This window comes from Allosphingosinicella sp., assembly GCF_036403745.1.
GTDB lineage: Bacteria > Pseudomonadota > Alphaproteobacteria > Sphingomonadales > Sphingomonadaceae > Allosphingosinicella.
The window spans coordinates 26,716-45,790 of the sequence record NZ_DASWQI010000082.1; the positions used below are offsets into that span (position 1 = coordinate 26,716).

The 19,075-nt window shown below is 65.0% G+C and carries 11 protein-coding genes; 5 read left to right on the forward strand and 6 right to left on the reverse strand.

Going from position 1 to position 19,075, the window contains the following annotated elements:
- Positions 1-35: 35 nt before the first annotated feature.
- Both VGC56_RS15250 and VGC56_RS15255 read left to right on the forward strand, forming a co-directional pair.
- On the forward strand, positions 36-425 hold the full coding sequence (locus VGC56_RS15250; RefSeq protein ID WP_464126241.1) for a hypothetical protein: 390 nt from the start codon (positions 36-38) through the stop codon (positions 423-425).
- Complete coding sequence (locus VGC56_RS15255; RefSeq protein ID WP_464126243.1) at positions 349-1,002, forward strand: TIR domain-containing protein; 654 nt, start codon at positions 349-351, stop codon at positions 1,000-1,002. Before VGC56_RS15250 ends, VGC56_RS15255 begins: the two co-directional genes overlap by 77 nt.
- Positions 1,003-1,106: 104 nt before the next feature.
- Here the strand turns inward: VGC56_RS15255 and VGC56_RS15260 are convergent, their stop codons facing one another.
- The 3 genes from VGC56_RS15260 to VGC56_RS15270 form a co-directional block, all read right to left on the reverse strand.
- Entirely contained in the window at positions 1,107-1,820 is a 714-nt protein-coding gene (locus VGC56_RS15260; protein WP_464126245.1) for an adenylate/guanylate cyclase domain-containing protein, read from the reverse strand.
- Positions 1,821-1,936: 116 nt separating this feature from the next.
- Complete coding sequence (locus tag VGC56_RS15265) at positions 1,937-3,064, reverse strand: SH3 domain-containing protein (RefSeq protein WP_464126246.1); 1,128 nt, start codon at positions 3,062-3,064, stop codon at positions 1,937-1,939.
- 739 nt (positions 3,065-3,803) lie between these two features.
- Positions 3,804-4,403 (reverse strand): hypothetical protein, encoded by a 600-nt coding sequence (locus tag VGC56_RS15270; RefSeq protein WP_464126247.1) that lies wholly within the window; start codon positions 4,401-4,403, stop codon positions 3,804-3,806.
- Between the two features lie 175 nt (positions 4,404-4,578).
- Here VGC56_RS15270 and VGC56_RS15275 point away from each other — a divergent pair, with 175 nt between their 5' ends.
- Positions 4,579-4,803, forward strand: a complete 225-nt coding sequence (locus VGC56_RS15275; RefSeq protein ID WP_464126249.1) for a YodC family protein — start codon at positions 4,579-4,581, stop codon at positions 4,801-4,803.
- 44 nt (positions 4,804-4,847) lie between these two features.
- On the opposite strand, the gene VGC56_RS15280 is transcribed toward VGC56_RS15275, so the two are convergent.
- The gene (locus VGC56_RS15280; RefSeq protein WP_464126250.1) at positions 4,848-5,684 is read right to left on the reverse strand and encodes a hypothetical protein; all 837 of its coding nucleotides are present in this window, start codon (positions 5,682-5,684) and stop codon (positions 4,848-4,850) included.
- A gap of 549 nt (positions 5,685-6,233) precedes the next feature.
- Positions 6,234-12,707: a hypothetical protein gene (locus VGC56_RS15285; RefSeq protein WP_464126251.1), complete on the reverse strand. Its 6,474-nt coding sequence runs from the start codon at positions 12,705-12,707 to the stop codon at positions 6,234-6,236.
- A 300-nt stretch (positions 12,708-13,007) separates the two neighbouring features.
- Between VGC56_RS15285 and VGC56_RS15290 the strand changes: the two genes are divergently transcribed.
- Together VGC56_RS15290 and VGC56_RS15295 are read left to right on the forward strand one after the other, a co-directional pair.
- A complete protein-coding gene (locus tag VGC56_RS15290; RefSeq protein ID WP_464126252.1) occupies positions 13,008-13,406 on the forward strand; it encodes a hypothetical protein in 399 nt (132 codons plus the stop codon).
- Positions 13,407-13,881: 475 nt separating this feature from the next.
- Positions 13,882-18,108, forward strand: coding sequence for a HEAT repeat domain-containing protein (locus VGC56_RS15295; protein WP_464126254.1), 4,227 nt, complete (start codon positions 13,882-13,884; stop codon positions 18,106-18,108).
- Between the two features lie 381 nt (positions 18,109-18,489).
- Here VGC56_RS15295 and VGC56_RS15300 read toward each other — a convergent pair whose 3' ends face one another.
- Positions 18,490-19,056: a hypothetical protein gene (locus VGC56_RS15300; protein WP_464126256.1), complete on the reverse strand. Its 567-nt coding sequence runs from the start codon at positions 19,054-19,056 to the stop codon at positions 18,490-18,492.
- Positions 19,057-19,075: the final 19 nt, after the last annotated feature.

The window sequence follows — 19,075 nt, forward strand, 5'->3', positions numbered from 1 at the left end:
GTGTCGCTCGCGAAGCATAGCTATATCCTCGACCGATGGAGCGGCTTTGCGCTGTTTACATTTCTAGGGACGGGCTGAAGGTGATCGAGCGTTTCAAGGGTGAGCATGGACGCAGGCTGTTGCTCGAGACATTGCGGAGTCATCACGTGCTAGGCGGCGTTGATGCGCTGATCGAAATGGTTGCCGATCGAGGCGAGCTTCTCCCCATCGCTGCGGGTGAGAGTTTCATCGAGCAGGCGAGCGACGCTAACGACGTGTTTCTCATAGTCTCCGGTACCTGCGACGTCGCCGTGAACGGGCGTAAGATCGCCGTCAGGGGGGCTGGAGACCTTGTGGGCGAGATGGCCGATGGCCGCGCTGCAGCCGGCGCAGGCCCGCGCGGCAACGGTGACCGCCGCCGAGCCGATGGTGCTAGTGCGGCTTGACGAGCCCACCTTCGCGGACATCGCGGGACAGTACCCGCAGGTGTACCGTTCCATCGCGCAGGAGCTCGCCAGACGGCTTCTTGAGCGGAACAGATCGGTCGGTGCCTTCCGCGATCAGATCCGCGTCTTCATCATCTGCTCTGTCGAGGCCCTCCCCATCGCGCGTATCATCTCGAACGCTTTCGAATATGACCCATTCGCAGTGGAGATCTGGAACGAGGGCTGCTTCAAGGTAGCGAACTATACCATCCAAGACCTTGAGGCGGCCGTGGACAACTCAGACTTTGCGATCGCCATCGCCCACGCTGACGACGTGAACTCCAGCCGCAACGGGGAATGGCCAGCCCCGCGGGACAACGTCATCTTCGAGCTTGGGCTCTTCATGGGGCGCCTAGGTCGTTCTCGGGCCGTCCTGATGGAGCCTCGGGACAAGGACGTTAAGCTTCCCAGCGACCTGGCAGGCGTCACGACGATCGCCTACCGCTTCCACAGGGGCGGGGAAAACGCGCGGCTCATGGGGCCGGCTTGCAACCGCCTGCGCGATCACATCCTCGAGCTCGGCCCGAATAATGGATAGTGAGCCGAACGCCGCCAAGCTCGGCTGCGAACCACTCGAGCCTAGAGCCGAGTCTCCGCGGCCGACCACATCCGGAGGGCGCTCGGGTCGGCGCGCCAAGCGCCTTATGGCTTCTTCCAGTGGTTTGACTTGTAGACGGTCTCGGTTTTGTTGGCGAACTCGAAGGTAGCGCTCGACCACATGTTCTTCCCGTCCTCCGCGAACTTGGCCACTTCGCTGAGCTTGTTGTAAACTCGACTTGAAACGTAAGTGTGGTTCCCGACGTCACGTACGTCCGAGAGCTTGGCCGAGAAGCTGGCCGCCTTTCCGATCCAGATGAGATCGTTGTTGTCGCGGATGCCCGACCGGACCGCACGGACTTCCCCTGTGTCTATGCCGACGCCATGTCGAATTTCAATCCCGTTGTCCCTGATCGACTTGAAGCGCTCATGGGCCTTGGGGTGAATCACCTTTCGAACTGCCCAATGGATCTCCCGGCCGCAGATGGAGGCGGAGCTGTTCTTGGAGTCACCCATGAAGACGCCCATGACCCGGTCGCCGTCGAAGCTGCGTATGTGGCCGCCATGCTTCACGATGAGCCGCGTTGCGCAATCTAGAAAGGCCCTGATCACCTTAGCGGTGGTTGTCCACGCGCATGAGTCTGAGAGCTTCGCCGAGCCCGCCAGGTCGGCGTATAGGAAGGTGGCGTCAATCTTCACCGCGCCGTTTTTGAGTGCGACATCCGCTGTCGTCGGGACCACGCGACCATCTCGCTGGTCGAAGTTCGTGTCGAACAGCGTGTCGACTCGGTCTGCAAGGAAGGCTTCGTTCACCGTCATTTCACTGGTCCCGTGTTGCCGATGTATTCCGGATGTTTTCTGACGGGCGGCGCGGTCACATCATCTACGGGCCTATGACGGCGCACCTATACCAGATGTGGCAATTGCGTCGCCATCTATTCATCGCCCCTAGCAACCGGCCCCGCGAGCGGAGCAACTGCAGTCGAATAGACCCATGCGCGCGCTAGCTGGTTCGACAGCGGATCACGAAACAGGACCTTGCGCCAGCGACCCTTGATCTCCTCGACCGCGATTTCAGTGCCCTTGGGCGCCTTCAACACCACGGCTCCCTCGCGGGCAGGGGCGTTCCGGAGCGTCGCATCACGCCTCAGATACGCGCGCGCATGCTGCGCCAAATATGCTGCCTCAGTTTCTGCGGCTGTTTCGTGGTAACGACGATGCTCCGCCTGAGCGCTGTCGATTTTCTGATTGAGCGCGGCGAAGGCTGCTTTCTCCTGCTGGGTCATAGTCGGCTGCTGCGGAATCAGCGCATAAGCGCCGAGCACGGTGAGGATGAAACTGACGAACCCCACCAGGCCCATACGCTGCAGCTCGGGCATCGTGTTGGGACCCAGGCTCTGGAAAAAGGTGAGGACCAGACCGAACAACGAGCCTTGCAGGCGAGCGGCCTCTTCATCGCTCTCGGCCGTCGCGATCGCTTCCGCGACCTGCCGCATCTCGATTACTGAACGCGCCGCAAACGCAGTCGCGGTCTCCGCTTCATCGACGCTCGCGCGCAGCGTCATCGTGTCGATCACGAGCATCCGCTCGGCGATGGCACTGAACGTCGAGAACCGCGGCAGAGACTCGGCGATCATGCGTCTGTAGGCATGGCCGGCGCTCGCAGCCTCGATTGCCGATGCCACGAGCGATTTGTTAGCGACGAACGCCCGCGCCGTCTCGAGCAGCGATATCCCCAGATGCCGCTGCTGCTCGACTAACCCCTGGTTCTGTTCGGCAAGCTTGCGCGCGGTTTCGGTTACCGACATTGCCCAAGCATTGGTAGCAAGGCTTTCGAACGCCTTCTTGCTCGCGCGTTCCCGTTCCAGCGTGTCGAGCATGCCGCGATAGGGTGCGTCGAAATCGACCCCGCGCAGCAATTCCCTGGCCGTCGTCGCCTGCTTGACCGCGTCCATGATTACACTGCCGCCAAGCGCGGTGCGATAGAGATCCGCGCGCTGGCGCTCTTCACGCATGAAGCGCTCCGCGGCGCTCTCAGGCAGTCCAAAGGGATTGTTTCTCATGCAGCCATTATTGTCAGATCGGCGCGTTCGCCGCGACCAACATCTTGGGCAACCACTTTGCACCGGGCGCTTGGCTTTCGACACGCCGCATCCCTCCGCGCGGGACCGACCTCTGATCCCGCAGCATTCACCGCTATGGAGAGCATGTACTCTGAACCAGAGTAGTCGACTCACTGGCGGATTGGGCGACCGGCATTCGTCAGGAGCGGCATCGCTGCTTGGCACCGCAGATCGCCAGCCGCGGCGGCTTATGATCGCCGGCGGCGACGGCTGGACGTTCGTCATGCATCCGCTGATGGGGTAGCCACGCTGGTTGAGGATCCTGTTGGTTCCGAATGAACGAGGGTCCCAAGCAGGGGAGCGGGTGAGACGGTCTGAACGACCGGTTGTCTGTCGAAGCTGCCGTGCCGAGTGTGCAGCCGGTCGCATAGCGTGGGCGCAGCCCGGACGAGCAGCGCGAATGAAGGATCCGCTTTGCCGATTTCAGTATGGAGATCAGACTGTCTGCTCACGGCCAGCTTCGGCCGGTCCGCTGAGCGCCAATATCCGTCGTTCCGGAGGGCGAGCGATATGAAGGACGCAGCGCCCGTCCCCATCAGCGGTTCTCGAATGTCTCGCGGAGGCAAAGAGGCTGCCGAGGCCGCGACCCGCATCGGCAGCAAACTCGCGAGGTTACGGCGCCTCAGGCGCTAGAGACCGTCAGGCGCAACCAGGGCCGCCTGAGAAAACCTAGATCAAATCAAAGCTGGTCGAGCAGCGCCGAGGCGGCGCCCCGATGTTTCCGACGTTCCTCCACAAGCGGACGAATCTGAGCCGGAAGGCCGTCATTATAGGCGTCAATCTGCACCCTCTGCTGAGCCAGATATTGGCCAATTTCCTGAATCGTGCGGTCGATGTGTGTCTTGGCCTCCGCCGCCTGGTTGGTGCGAACCACCATGCCCACCACCAGCTTGTTCCCGCTTACCTCGCCCTGCGGCATACTTGTGCTCCAGGTTCCGGTGCCGACAGTCCACAGTCCCGCATCGCCGGTAAAGGGGATGCTCTTGGTGGCGCGCAGCGCGGGGACGCTGATCGGCCCATCACGGAAGCCGAACTGATCGCGCACCTCCACCGTTGTTTCCTGCACGTCCTTTTCCGCCTTTTCGAAATCCACCTCCAAGGAGTCCATCCGCATTTCGGCCGCAACGAGATCCACCACTTCGTCGTCGCTCTTGGCGTCGAACTCGCTCTGTGGAAGTCTCCCGACAGTCTCTCTCAGCTGCCCGTGGAAGTACCGCGCATGGTCGCTCACGCTCGCGCCGTTGCGGTTGTAGAAAAGGACGTCACCAATCACGCTCATAGCCTTGCTCCTAGCGCTGCCGAGGTAGGAAGCGGTGCGCCCGGCGTCGAGGCGGGCGCCTGAGAAAAATTGCCCTGGATTAATTTTTTCTGTGGTTAATCCCTGGCATCGGCGAGGAGGGAGCCCCACATGTCCTCCCGTCCCGAGGGCGGCAAGCGAAAGGGAGGCGAAAGCCATGGACTTTGAAAAGGGCGATCTCGTCCGCCTCAAATCGGGCGGTCCCGTGATGACGGTCGAGAATGTCGGCGAGCTGCATTTGAGCGGTGAGGAGTCGGTCTGGTGCGTCTGGTTCGAGAAGGCCGGCAACAAGCAGGTGATCGGCCGTGATAGCTTCCCGCCCTTCACCCTTGAGAAGGCACAGAGGCCGGGAGTCGCCTCCTTTGCAGTCGTTCGCGGCTGAGCCATGATGTGGAGCGGTTTCGCAGGTAGCCGGGCGCCAAGTGCTTAAGCCGGCACCCCGGCCTGCGTCGCCGCCGCCGTGTCGATCGGCTCGTCCGATTTGAACTCCGAAAAGGCAATTCTCGGGGTGAGTTCGGTCATGGCGTAGTGGACAAACTGCTTGCCAAGGTCGGTGAGTTCATAGCCTTCCTCATTGTCGAATGCCGAAACCATTGTCCGCGACCCTGACCCTTTCGGTACGCTCTTAGTCTGCTTCTTGACGAAGTTTCCATAGTAGTCCGTTTCGCGATGCTGGCGGATCACGCCGCCCATGCTGAGGTCGCGAACCAGAAGCTTGTAAAGGTCGGCCTCGGCGGAATCCTCGCGCGCTGCGGGCTTATTCAGATTTCGCCAGATGGCTCCGCGCGTGACGCCGGGCTTGCGGTAAATCTCTCCGATCACTTCAAAGTGGAAGTCGGAGTAGAGGTCGATCCAATCGATGAAGAGCTTCACCACATCGTCGGAGGTGAGGCGGGTCGCGGCTGCGTTGGCCAGGATGTTGCGGATTTTTTCCCGCTTGCTCTCGGAATCGATCGACGACCAGTTGCGGAACGCCTTCTTGAGAATGGACTGATATTCCTCGGATTCGATGCGGCTAGATACCTCCTCGTCCTTCATATTTAGCCGTGCCATCACCTCGGCAATCGTCTTCCCCTTTTCCCTGAGTTCGTCCTCCAGCATCTGGATCCACTGTCGGAGCATGTTGTTCGCGTGCTCCTGCTCCGCCTCGCTCCAGTAGCCAGCAGCGGCAGAAAGCAATCCTCCAACGAACGGTATCGCCCCGCTGGCGACGTTCAATCCAGCGCGGCCGAATTTGCCGAGCTTGCCTCCCGAGGATTCCATGGTGCCTCCCTTGATCGGAAGATGCTCATGAAGTGCGAGGATGGCAAGCCGAGGCTTCCTGCACTTCTGATCCCAACGCCGGAGTGCTACTCGGCGCTAGCCGTCCAGCCCACGGCCTCGATATTGGTGCCATGCTGGCGCGGGATGCCACGACCCGGAAGCAGTCGCCTCCTCTCGGCCAATTCGGACAGCCTTGATCCTCTGGTTTACACGAGAGGCTTGGCGATTCCCGCACCAAGATGTTCCAGCGCCGTAAGATGATGCAGTCGGCTGAAGGAAAGCCGACGCTGCGCGCGGGGAGCAATGTGACCTCGAGCGGAACGCCGTGTGCTTTTCTGCCCTAGCCATACGCTTACGTAAGGACCGTTCGGCGACCTCCCGGGAGCCAAGTCAGGGCCAAAAAAAGGCGATGACGAGCCGCTGCAATCTCAAGCTGCTCCGCGGTTCGCCATCTTCCGGGCCGAAGTGGTGCGGGGTTGCGCTTCGCTCAAGCTGCGGGTCGTTTGCAAATGGAGACAGCTTGTTTCGCCGAGTGGGCTGGGACCCAATTCAGTAGCGGCTAAGCGCCCGGAAGCGCGCGCAGACCCGTTCGATCTCGGCATTATAGCCGGCCCGATCAGCCGTCGGATCTGCATCGCGGAGGGCAACTAGCTCGGCGGCCCGGTGCAGCAACCAGCGGCCGTGCGTGTTGCAACTCTGGACCATTTTCTCGCGCCGGACCAGCACAGGCCCAAGCCCGCGCCGGCGCCGCTCGATCCGGCTGACGGAGCCGGCGGAATCGAGCACATAAAGCGCCCAGCGGCGCGGATCGGCCAGTTCGCGCCCGGAGATGCGCCGCGCAATTTCGACGAGGAAGATCATCGAGAGGCCCGTCCGGCGGAGCAGAGCGTCGAGGAAGGCGGGATCAGCGTCGATCCGCCAGCCGGAGCCATGGCCGGGCTCCTCATCGCCCCAATACGGGAGTCTCAGCGCTTCGCTGCCATCGCCGTCGACCCACGCCGAACGGTTGAGGTCGAACGCGAGCTCTTTCGTCTCCGGCCAGAGCCTCATCGGCTGGATGGGAAAGCCGGAGACCGCCCCCCGGCGCTCGTCATGCCGGTCCGCCCCCGGTTCCGGATGGAGGTCGCTGAGCCAACGCTTCCACACGAAACCGGCCTCGTCGATCTCCTCATCTTCGTCCCGCGGAAAGCAAAAATCCATATGGTCGCGGACGGTCAGCAAAGCTTGGCCGAGCGAGGCGGCGGTGTCGGGGCTGACCAGAGCGGAGCTCACCCAGACCGAATGGCTCCGCCGGCCACGCTCCAGCCGGAAGTCAGCGGCGACGATGAAGCGGCCATCCGCAGCCTTGAGCTCCGCATCAAACACAGCTGGCGTGATCGATAGTCCCCAGCCGGACGGCCGCTCCTGATGCGCTTCTGCCTCGTCCTCCGACGCAAGCTCGTCATACTCCACGCCGGCATCGGCATCCAGAATGGCCTGGGGCACGCCATGGCCCCAGAAGCGCGGCTCGAGCGGCGCCGGGCGGCGAAGATCGGCCAGCCAGAAGGGGTCCAGTGTGGGCACGTTGCTTTTCAGCCATTCCGCGAGTGTATGCCCATAAGTGCGGGTGACGATTGGCATGGTCTCGATCAGCTCGCCGACGGCGCAGCACATGCCGTGCCACTCGACATAGCGACTCAGCCGCTCGACCGGTGGGTGGCCGCCATGACGATGGGAGGTTCCCCGCTCATTCTGCCGCAGCCGCTCGAGCCGCGGCTCCTCGAGCCAGTGGCTGTCAGTCTCGACGAAGCCCCAGCGGCCATGCACCCAGGCTTCGACGCGATCGAGAAAGCCCTCCATGGAGAGTCCGAACAGCTCAGCCGGCGTATCGTACCAATAGGGAATCGTGTCGGTCGTATCGAAGCGGAACGCCCGTGCCTTGCGCTCATCATGAAAATGCGCGCGCGGATGCGAGCGGCGGGCGACCTTGACCGGCCGGTGCACGCTGCGGTTAAGCGACGCGACGAAGGCCTTGTCCTCGGCGCTCAGCTCGAGCCCGCCCTCGGCCTCCAGCCCCAGCAGGATTTCCCGTCCAAGCTCACGGACGGTGACGTGCGGCTCGACGCGCAGGCGCGCGAGCAGCGCGGGGGCGTGGCCGACGACGGCCTCCGAAACCTCCGCGGCCGCCCGCCGCAGGGTGACGAGCAGCATCTCGAGGGCAGCGTAAAGGTAGAAAGGTGCAGTCGCGAACACGGCTTCGCCGGGTGAGGCGACCTGCCGGGCGAGTGCCTCGCCGGCGGGATCGCCTGCGCGGAGCAGCAGCAGGCCCGCGTGGGCCGCCCGCCAGCGCATCGCCACCTCCATGTCGCCCATCCCCGCGAACAGCAGGCGCCCGACACATTCGGCCTCATCGGAGGGCGCATCGACGCCGATCATGGCAAGCCGCGGCGGCTGGTCGGCCCGTTCGTCGAGCCGGTTCAAGAGGCCGAGTAGGATGTCGTTGCGCGCCTCGACCGGCGCCCGCGCCGCGACTACCCCTACAAGGGCGAAGATCAGACTCGCGCCGGCGGCATCGGCGTGGCGTTCGAGGCCCTCAAGCACGATACCGACCTGGGCTTCAGCGGGCAGTCTCGTCGCCTCAAGCAGGCTAGTGAAGAGCCCCGTGTCGTCATAGTTCCAGTGGAACAGATGCGGCAGCGCCGCAGCAAGATACTCGGGAAGCTCGTCGCGCAGCCAGTCGCGAACCGGCGGGTAATCGTTCCAACCGGCGAGGATCTGAGGCAGCGCCAGGCCGAGCTTGCCGCGCTCTCCGTCGAGCCGCTTCGACGCGGCCAGGAACGGCACCCGAAGCGCCCGCGACGCGAGCCGCGCCGCCACATCTTCGTGCCTCAGGCACAGCACATTCGGATCGTAGCTGGGCCGGCAGTTCGTGACCGCGGCTTCCAACGTCTCGCGATCGCTGATCGGCGCCTCATCAGGGTGCGGCGTCCGCCGAGCTGGCTTGGGAAAGGCCTCTTCAGCCGTCGGCGCTTCGGCCTCCGACCAGCTATCGAATAGCATCTTCGCCGCCCGCGCCTTATCGAGCGCTGGACTATCACCGTCCCGCTCCAGGATAGCGTCTATCGCGCCCACCAAGCCGTTCTTGTCACCGCCGTCCAGCCGGCGCCTCAACTCGTCCGCGATGACCAGCGGCGGCACGGCCTCGTCCGCGCCATACAGCTCGAACAGGCTTGGCCGATCCGCACCGGCCAGCAGGCTTAGTGCATAGCGCTGGACGCCGGTCAGTCGCTGAAGTGGCGGCTCCTGGAGCAGCTGGGGGAGGGTCAGCTCGAGCCCGGCGACACCCCGGTCCTGCCAGCGCGCCGCGACCGCGAGGCCGGTGGGCAGGTCCACGGCGGCAACCCACCCCAAGGCTTTCGGCCAATCATAGTCCATGCCGAGGCTGAGGGTCTGGACCACTCGGTCAGCGGCCTCGGCGAGCCGCTCCGCCAGCGATCTGCGAGCGTCCCGATTGCCTCCAAGCCCAGCCTGGGCGATCGCGCCGCAGGCGGAGAGCGCGCCGAGCGCGTCATAATCCACAATCGCCGTGACGCGGACCGCCCGGTCGAACAGGCTCCGGGCAAGCGACTCATCGAGCGGAAGAGCGGCCCGGGCCAGCTTGCAGAGCTGCTCCGACTTCTGCGAGGCGCCGCCGGCATCCTGCTCGATCTCGCTGGCCAGAGCGGTGAGAAGGCCGAGCGCTGCATCGTGACCGCCCGGGATGAGCGCGAGCGTCTGCGAAAGGTCGGTCATGGCGGCGATCGAATCCCCGTGCCATTTGCGCAGCGTCCGCCGCACGCGCTCCACCGGCGGCGACAGCCCGGCCAGGGTGGCGTGCAGCGTCCCGGCGCGCAGCAGCAAGGTCGCCCCGTTTTCCTCCCGCGGGGTCCGTTTATGCGTGAAGGAAAGGTTGAGCGTTCGGGCGAGCGCATCGACGCCGTCCGCCGCGGGAACCGCGCTGGTGACGAGCTGCAGGGTCGCGCGGGCCGCCGCGAGGAACCGGTTCAGCAGGGCCTGGGTCTCGCCAAGCGCGTCATTCCAGGCTTTTTCGTCCGAGGTCCGGCGCTGGCCCGCTCGGGCTCGTTGCCGGCGCTTCACCTGTGGCTCCTGGCGAAGCGGCGGCAACCAGTCCTTCATCACCGCAGGGGCGCCAGAGCAGGTTTCGGCGAGCGCCAGTGCGCGGGCATAGAAGGCGGCGGACAATCGGAGCCTGAACAGGTCCGAAGGGTCCTTCGGGGCGGGCTGCGGCGCCAGCCGGGGCAGGATCTTGGCTACGAGCGGACGTAGAGCCGGGTCGGCGACGGCCCGTTCGCAGACGAACAGGACGGCCTCCTGGACGTCCAGAAATTCCTTGAGCTCGTGCGAGATGCCCGCCGCCTCGGGCCAGCGCGCGGCGCTGGCTGAAGCGAGCCGGCCGAGCGCGTCCTGGAGGATTGGCTCGGCGAAAGTCGCGCCGGCGAGCAGAGCGACGGCCATCATGGGCGCCAGCGCCGCCGGCGGCCAGGCCCGCGACGAAACCAAATCAAGCGCAGGGGCGGGCGAACGCCCGCCTTGCTGGACAGCGATCAGGCCGAGGGCCTTCGCCACGATAGGCTTGGGCCGCCAGCGGAACAGGTCGTTCAGCGCGGCGCTCTCGCCATTCAGCACAGTGACGACATGATGCTCGGCGGCGAGATCGCGAGCATCGACATCCGGGCGCCGCTCGTCCCGATATTTCAGGTCGGCCAGATATTGACGCCACCAGTGGAAATGGAGCTGAGCCGCGGCCCGCCGATCGGGCACCGCGGCCCGGGCCAGACTGATCCGAAGCCGCGCCCGCTTCTTCACATGATTCTGGCCCACCATAACCAGCCGGATCGCCTCGTCAGGCGCGTAGAGCGCGGCGAGGTCCAGATGCCCGACGATCAGTTTCTCGAGCACCTCTTGACGCTGGCGCCCCTCGGCCGCGGCGACAAGCAACCGGCTGACCGTCACAAGATCGGAGGCTTGGCGCGCACAGCGGATCGCGAGCGCCAGCCGGCGGGCGCGGACGAACTGGGCCTCCAGCTGGCTGAGAACGGGCGGGTTCTCGCCGCCCTCGGCGACCAGAGCATAAAGGGCGTCGAGCCGCTGCGCTTCAACCAGGATCTCGGCCAATGATGTCGCCGCGTAGCGGCTGGTCATCTGCTCGGCGATCAGCAGCTCCGCTGCCTGGCTGACCAGGCCCACCGCCAGCGCCTCCGTCCGCGTGGCCGCGAAGTGCTCGAAATCCTCGTCGCAGAAGGTCCAGCCCTGTTCATGCTCCACGATGCCGCCGACGTCGGTGGCGATATCCACGATATCGGCGGCACTGAGCTGGAGTAACTTTTCCAGGACGTCCGCTGGGACCGGCCGCGGCAGCCTCGCGAGCGCTGCGAGCAGGCGCCAAGCCGCCTCGCCGTCGCCGAGCCTGACGCCAGCCTCGGCCACCCTTTTCTCGAAGAGGGGGTCGATCCCCTCGCCCTTGGGCAGCAAGCGCGCAATCGCCGCTTGAGCCTCGCCAGGGCCGAGCCCCTCCATCGCATAGATCATCCGGCGCGGATTGCCGCCGGTCAGCTCCCGCATCTGGCGGGCGAGCGCTGTGCTCCAGGCCGGCTGCCAGGACGTCACAAGGTCTCGGGCTTCAGCTTGGCCGAACGCCGGCACCTCAAACTCGGCATAAAGCGCCGCCGGGCCCACTTCATCCCGCCGTGCGGTCCGGCAGGTCATCACGATGCGCACGTTGGAGGGCCAGCCCGAGGCCGAAGCGAGCTCATCGATGAAGCAGGGCTCGACCCAATGCGCTGCACCGGTCCGCGCATTGTCGACGGCATCGAAGCACAAGATGAGCAGGGCGTCCGGTCCCCGATCGGCGATCAGCTCGGCCGCCGCCGCGACGCGTCGCCGAAACGCTTCGAACGGGCTGGCGCTGCCGCCGCGCCGCAGCAGGAACGGGGTCTTCAGCCGAACGGCGAGCTCATTCGCCACCTGCCCAAAGGCACGCTCGGGCAAGTGGCGCCTTTGATCCGAGGTGAGGAAGAGCCCGCCGCCATAGCAATCATAGGTGATAAGCTCAGACCCCGGCGGCAGCTCGTCAGGAAGACCGCAGACCAAGCTGGTCTTGCCGCAGCCGCCGGCGGCATGAAGGCGAAGCGGCCGCGTCATCGGCGCCTTGAGCCAGGCGAGCAGCGGGTCCACCACGGGCCGGCGGATATAAGGGTCTGCCGGCGACAGCCGCGACGGCGCGGGATACAATGCTTCGTCGGTGCCGATCCCCAGCCAAATCATCAGGGTCTCGCGGGTCAGGGGTGGAAGCGTCCGGCTCTCGGGAAGCACCAGCTCGCTGACCCGCTGTTGCAGGAGGTCCGCGTCCGTGCGCGCGTCGGCATCGGTCATTGCCGACAGGCGGCGGATCACCTCGGTTTCCATCTGGAGCCGGGTGACGGAGCTGAATCCGTCGAGATCCCACGCTTTCAGAAACTTGATCAGGCCGGCTTCATCGAGCCCGAGCCTGTTGGTTAGCCGGCCGATCAGCGCTCTATCGCGGGTCCTCTGCGCGCCGTCGTTCGCGATCAGCCGGGCGACATCCGAGGCGACTTTGTCGGCGAGCGGCTGATTCGTGACGATCGAAAAGCGGCCTTCGAAGAAGATCGCCTCCATAAGGCCGGCGAGCTTGCCGAGAACGGACTTCGTCGGGTCGGTCTTGGACCCCGACGTGTACAGCCGCGACCAATCCCATGGCTCTGCAGGGCGCGACGGGGAGTATTTGAGCTGAAGATACTGGTAAGACCGCTTCCCCTCTTCCTCGAGCGTCAATGCGACGTCGACGGCTTGGCAATGCTCGCCCAGCCCATGATGAAAGTCGTCAGTCGGCAATCCCTCCACCTTGATCGCAACGACATGACCCGCCGGGTCGAGCAGGCGCAGCAGAGCGCGCGCCGCCCAGCGCTCGTGGAAATCATCACCCGTGCTGGAGGCGACGGCGCCAAGAAAGCTTTCGCTGGTCAATCCATGCCTTTCCGGATTCGGGCCGCGGCGGAGGTGTCGAGTATGGCGGCCCGTTAAGCATAACTTATCCGCTGGCCGGGCTGTCGTCTGCAATGTTCGGCAATGATTTGGAAATCAGCGGCAGCGTCCGGTCCGCGAAAGGCCATGAGCGGCCGTCAAGGCGCCGCCTCCGTCACGGGGAACTCCCGCTCCCTCCTTGGGTCCCGATCCATATCGGCCGTGCCGGAGGCGTTTGACGCCACGAGGACCCCAGTGGATCGGGGGCGTTCCACAAACCCCAACTCGGGACGGGGGGCATCTATGAAGACGCTGTTTCAGACGAAGGACCGTCGAACGGTAGAGATTGAGGTTGATGAATTCGACTGGACCGTTCGCGTGAGGACCGTCACTGGAGGCGATGAGATCGGCCGGATGAGCTTCGAGGAGCATGAATGTGCCGACGGTCGCTCCTCCGCCCTTTATCTCACTTGGTGCTTTCTGGACCGAATTCCTGGCTGGACGGGTGTGGGCATTGGCCGCGAGTGCCTCCGCCTGGCCGGAGAGGTGTCGGCATCGCCGATTACCGCCGCCGCCGACGACGGAATGAAGCGAGAAGATGGAAGCCATCTAACCGGCGATGCGCCTGGCTTCGTGCAGAGGATGCGCGAGGAAGGATTGATCATTGGCCGCAGCCGAGAACGAGACCCGGACGAAGACTGACGTCCGGAGTGACAGCGCGTGGGGTCGCCTCGTCTTCCAGCCTCTGCCGTGCACCACTTGATCGCGATAGCTTCGGCAGGATGAGTGGCCGCCTGAGGAGGAAGGTCGAGGAGGGCGGCTGAGTGAGAATGCGTGCAGGAGCAAGCCCGACGTTGAAACCTTGAGCTTGCTTCACCGCTGAACCTTGCGCCCGGGCCGCGGCGTCGGGGATGAGGCTGCGCGGCGGCATCGAGGGATCGTGATGGCGTAGCCGAGCTCCAGCGTCGGCGGGGCTTGGTCGCCGAGTTCTTTCTTCTGGACGGTGAGCGGCCAATAAAGTCACTGCTTCTCGCTGGCGCGGGCGCTCACGGACGACTAGCGGGGAGGGCGGGACGGCAGCTACGGCTGGATGTGCCTGACAGGTGCTGAGGAATAGGCAGGTGGCGTGGGCACGAAGGGTTCATCTCAAGGGAAGGTGTCCGCGAAGCGGCGCACGGTGGCGACCGGCGGCGAGCCGGCGGAACGGCTCCGTCGCAAGACCGGGAACGCGGGTTACGCCGGCTACGAATATCAGATCACCGTAAGCGTATGGGTCGGGCTTGACCTGATGCTCGTGAAGGGCGCCGCCGACCAGATCACCATTGAGCCGCGCTCCGACGAGGACTTAGAGGCTGCCATCGCCGATCCGGAGAGCGGTCTGCTCGAAGCCGCCGCCGCAGGCGACGGCTTCGAGCTCGTCCTGCAGGCGAAGACCCGCTCCGGAGCACCTTGGACCGCCACTGCCATCGCCGACGTCCTGCTCGGCAAGGACAACGACACCGCCGGGAAGGGCGGGAAGCGGAGTCGCCCGCTCGAGATGCTCGAGGTCGATAGCCGGCGGCGTTACGTCTTTGTGACCAATGAAGCATCGGCCGAGGCGCTAAGGGCGCACGAGGGCGAGCATCTCTTCGACTTTCCCGAGCCCAGCGACCTTCCACCCCATGCCCGGGACGGCCGTGAGCCCCATGTCCGGACGGCTCTGGCGAAGCGGGTGCTGCTGCTTACCGGCCTTACCGACGAGGTTCTCCTGGGTCGCATCTCTGCCCAGCTCGAGCAGCACGGACATGTGCCACAGGCCCGTCACGCCGATTGCATGCGCGACCTGCGCGACCTCGTTCGCGACCGCGTCCGCGGTGGCCAGGACGGCGTCTGGACCCGGGACGAGCTGATCGCGTTGCTTGTGACGCATGGCGGTTCGATCGCCCCGAGACGCGACATGGACCATTATGTTCAGCCGGCATCATTTGAGGCGATCCGGCGTAAGCTGGAGCTGGAGCACGCCGTCGTCATCGCAGGACCGTCGGGGACCGGAAAGACGCTGACCGCCGACATCCTCGAGCTCGAGCTGCGCGGCGGCGTCCCGGCGTTCGAGGTGGTCGGCGAGGAGCATGGTCCGGGGCCGGTCCGGCGTTCGCTGTCCGAGGCGCGTTCGCTTTTGTTCCACCTCCGCGATCCCTGGGGTGGGAACCGCCTGACGCCGGGTGCCGATCGTTGGAGCAGCGAGCTGCCGAAGCTGCTCGAGCTCGCCGGCCCCGGCAAGAAGTTCCTCGTGACCTCCCGATCCGACGTGCTGGAAAGCGCGGGCATTCAGCTCACCCGCGAGCTTGAGCCCTTCATCGAGCAGATTCGACTGGAGGACTACGGCGCAGATCAGCTGGGGGAGATTTACGACGGGCTCGCGTCCGACCTGAGGGGACACGCGAGCGTGCTTGCGGTGACCTATCGAAATGACGCGCTCGCCCAGCTGAAGAGGCCCTACGAGATCAGGCGGTTCCTCAGCGCGCTTGTGCGGGACACAGTCGAGGCGCCGACAAACGTCTCGGATCTGATTGCCCGATCGCAAATCGACGCGATCTCCTCCGTCATCGCCGACCAGCTCGCCCCCCTGGGTGTGGACGGCGCGCAGAGCGCGGCCGTTATCTGGTCAATGCTGGTCGCTAGGGGGGCCCTTCCCGACAAGGTGCTCGCCCAACTGACTCGGCGGCTGCGCAGTTCGGACCCCTCTTTGCGGCTGGACGTGCAGGGTCTCGTCGATTTCCTCGTCGCTGGCGAAAACCTGAAGCGGGATGGTCCCGCGCTGTCGTTCGCGCATCCTCGCGTCGAGGACGGCTTGCGGATGGCCTTCATGCGACGTGCGGAGGACGCCAACGAGGCGCTCCGCGCGGTGGTCGACCAGCTAATAGGTTGGGACGAAGGGGACGGCGACTGGGGACGAGAGACCGCGCTGGCCGTCATGAGGCGCAGTGGCGCGCTTGAAGGCCTAGAGGTGGCACCGTCGGCTTTGGCATGGAGCCGGCTGGACGAGTATCTGCTCTCCGTCGTGCGCAACATCGAAGGGCATTATGACGTCACGTCTGCGTTGCGTGACCTCGCGCGTTTCGGATCCAATGATTACGTGCCCAGCCGCTTGGCAAAGCATCTCATGGACGGTCTCCGCATGGAAGTTAGGCCGTCCTTCGGACCACACTGGCAGGCCCCCGAGATTCCCAAAGAGGAAGCGTCGCGCCTGCGGGAGCATCCAGACACGCGCCTTCTCATCGAACGCTTCGTCCTCAAGGTGCTGCCGTACTCGCACGACGACTACGACCGAGGGCTCGTGCCATTCCTGGAAGCTTTGGCGCCCGACCTCAGCAACGTCTTCTGGCGGGCCCTCGCTGCAGGTGCGCATGCTGGCGCGTCGAGCCTGAACTTAGACGTGATCGTCGAGGGCGCAGTCTTCGGCGAAACTCCCGACTATGAGCGCGCGATCGATCTCTTCGCCCGAGCCGAAGATGACGCGGACAAATGGATGCGGCAAAACGCCGACTACCTCCGCGAGGCCGAGGAGCACGAAATTGACGCTGACGCCGCTGATCACGCCCTGGAGCAGCCGGAGGAGCAGTACTACGTCGGGCGCAGGGGGATGGAGTCGGTCGTGCGCATCCGCCGATCGCATGAGGGAAGCGCCTTCATCGAGGGACATCGGCACGCACAGCTCCTGGTGAGGGCGCTCGCATATCTGCTCAACCTCACTCGCAAGTCGGTGGATGCCGCGGAGTTGCGGATGATGCTTGACGTGGCGGAGGGCTGGACCCGCTACGACGTCTGGCGGGCCGTCGCAGCCCACTGGGACGCATCGTTGCAATCTGAACTCGAGGCCGAGTTCGCGCGCAGCGACGATGGGATGGATCACATCCGCAGAGTGTTGATTGAGATCGCGTCGCGCGACGCCTCTGAGGAGGACCTCGTCTCGATGCTGTCGCGCGTCGCAGGTTCTTGCAGTCCCGAACGACGTATCGAGCTGCTCCGGAACGTCGTGGCGCAGGGGATCGAAGGCGACCCGCGGGGGAGTGACGGCGTCGCCGCCCGCGGCCTCCGCGCGGCCGCGCTCGCGGCGACATATCCCGCCAACGAACGCGAACTTGGCATCGCGTTCGCGAAGGTTGTCGCAGGGGACGAGATCGGAGCGACATCGGCCCTGCTTTCGCCACCGTCGCGTGATCATCTCCAGCGGACCCTGACACAGGTTCCGCCGCCGGTGGCGGGCCCGCTCGCCCTTCTGGGCGCGGCCGCCGGTAGCGACGTGCGCCCTGCTTGCGAGAAGCTCCTTGCGACGGGGGAGCCGGACGACGGCCTGGTGGCGCTTCAAGCGATCGCTATCCAGGATCCGCCGGACCGCCGCGCCAGGCTAATGGCTGCGCTCGATCATTGCCGCTTCCACGTTCGGTCGCGCGCGCTCGAGATGCTTGTCCCTGAGATTTCTGACGCGGGCGAGCGGCGCTCCATCGCAGCCACGGCGGCTGGCGACCGCAGCGCAGACGTGCGCCTCTCGTTTGCGAGGGCGATGGCCGAGCACCGCTGGCCCGAGGCCATGGAGCCACTGGTCACACTGCTCGGCGACGAGCGCGACTTCTCACACCATCTATCTTCCGCCTCGCGAGGCTCCAGCTTCCTCGTGGCACGGTCGGCAGCCGACGCCCTCGCTGCTTACGACGAGCTTCCGGCCGAGGCTGTTGATGCCCTGCTGGAAGCCGCGAAGGCGCCGTGCAGGGATCCGCTGGTTCCTTGCCGGGCATTGGCGGCGCTTGCGTGCGCGGACGACGCCCGCGTGGAGGGCGTCCTCGCTGACGCCCTCGCAGCTCCTGCCCTGCGGCAGTCTCCGGCTCACCGACCGGTGGCGCAGACCGCGGCATGGGCAATTCTGGATCGCGTCATCGCCGACAAGCTGCACACTCTCGGACGGACAACCGAGCTTGCGCGGACGCAGCCCGCTCCCATCGCCGGGCCACTCCTGCTCGCCGCGGGGTTGCTGGAAGGCGCGGAACGCAGGTCGCTAATCGACCTGCTGGAGCGTGACGGCGAGCTGGACCGCCGCGACTTGGTGGTCCTCGCCGCCGCGGCGGCCGGTCGTACAGGTGGCCTGCAGGTCGGTGAGCGCGAGCGGCTCATCGGCGAACTCGTCGCGTCCGGATCCACCGCCGACCTAGACGCCAGCGACCGGGGAGAATTGGAGGCCTGGAGCCTGTCGCTGGACGTCGATGGCGAGTTCTCCCGTTATGCCGCCTGGCTGGCCCATGATCTCCTGGACCTGCCTTTGAGCGCCGACGTCGGCGACATCAGGGATCCCGACCTGCCGAGCGCTACGCCGGTGATGACGATGCGGTCGCTCTCGCGGTATCGAGAGGAGCCAGGTGTGGATGGCTGACGGCCGCCGACGCATCTTTCGGAAACCGTCGAGGCGTTGGCACCCACACCGCTTCGCCAGCCCTGCGTAGGGCATCAGCGGTCCGCCCTCACCTCCACGTCGGGCTGGCCATCGCTGTCTTCTTGGCACCGCGGATTAGGTGGGATGCGAAGGTGCTGGGCAGGTTCGTCTAACCGCCGAGCTTCCAACAGTCGCTCCGCCGGCCGGGGATAAGCGATGGCCATTCAGCCAAAATTGCCGAGGCGAAAGACCGACTGTGATAAATGCGGTGTTAGACAGCCCGGAACGCTGGCGGAAATGAAGGTCAAGGCCGGATCAATTTCGTCGGACGCGCGCGGCGCGGCGGCCATGCCGTTCAGTGATTCCGGGCCACCCGCCGAACTAAAGACCCGACCTAATGCGGGCACTCAAGGGCATCCTCAGAAATTTCGCTTCCTCCGGATTGTCTTGCAGGAATTTGTCGTACGCGCGCTGAGCGCGGGCCGCTTCGGCAGCAACTTGCGCTTGTCGCTCAAGCGATTCCGCGTATTCGAACAGGTCGTATTGATCCGGTTCCCCCTCAAGACTCTCGCGCCAGGCGCCGAAGAAGACCAATGGCACGATGGCGGCGATCAGAAAGAGCAGCCCCCAGGCCGAGGACGTCAGAAGCGCCTGAATCGTGAGGATGGCAGACGCGCCTGTGGCGAAATAGAACCCGAGATTGGCGATCGCCAGCAGCGTTGATCGTTGCGCGAGGATCTTGATGCGGTGGCGCAGCTCCAGCGTCGCATAGACCGAGGAGGTTATGGCGAGGGTCGTAAGTCCCGCGTCGAGATAGCTCAACGGCGCTCCCTTTTCGTAGAGCTCGAAGGCGTTTTTTCCCATTTCGCAGAAGCTGACGAGGATCGCGACGATCGTCGAAATAGCGAGGCCATAGGTTCGCTTTCCTAGCGCGGGCGGCGTCGTCACATCATGCCTCGATCCGCTG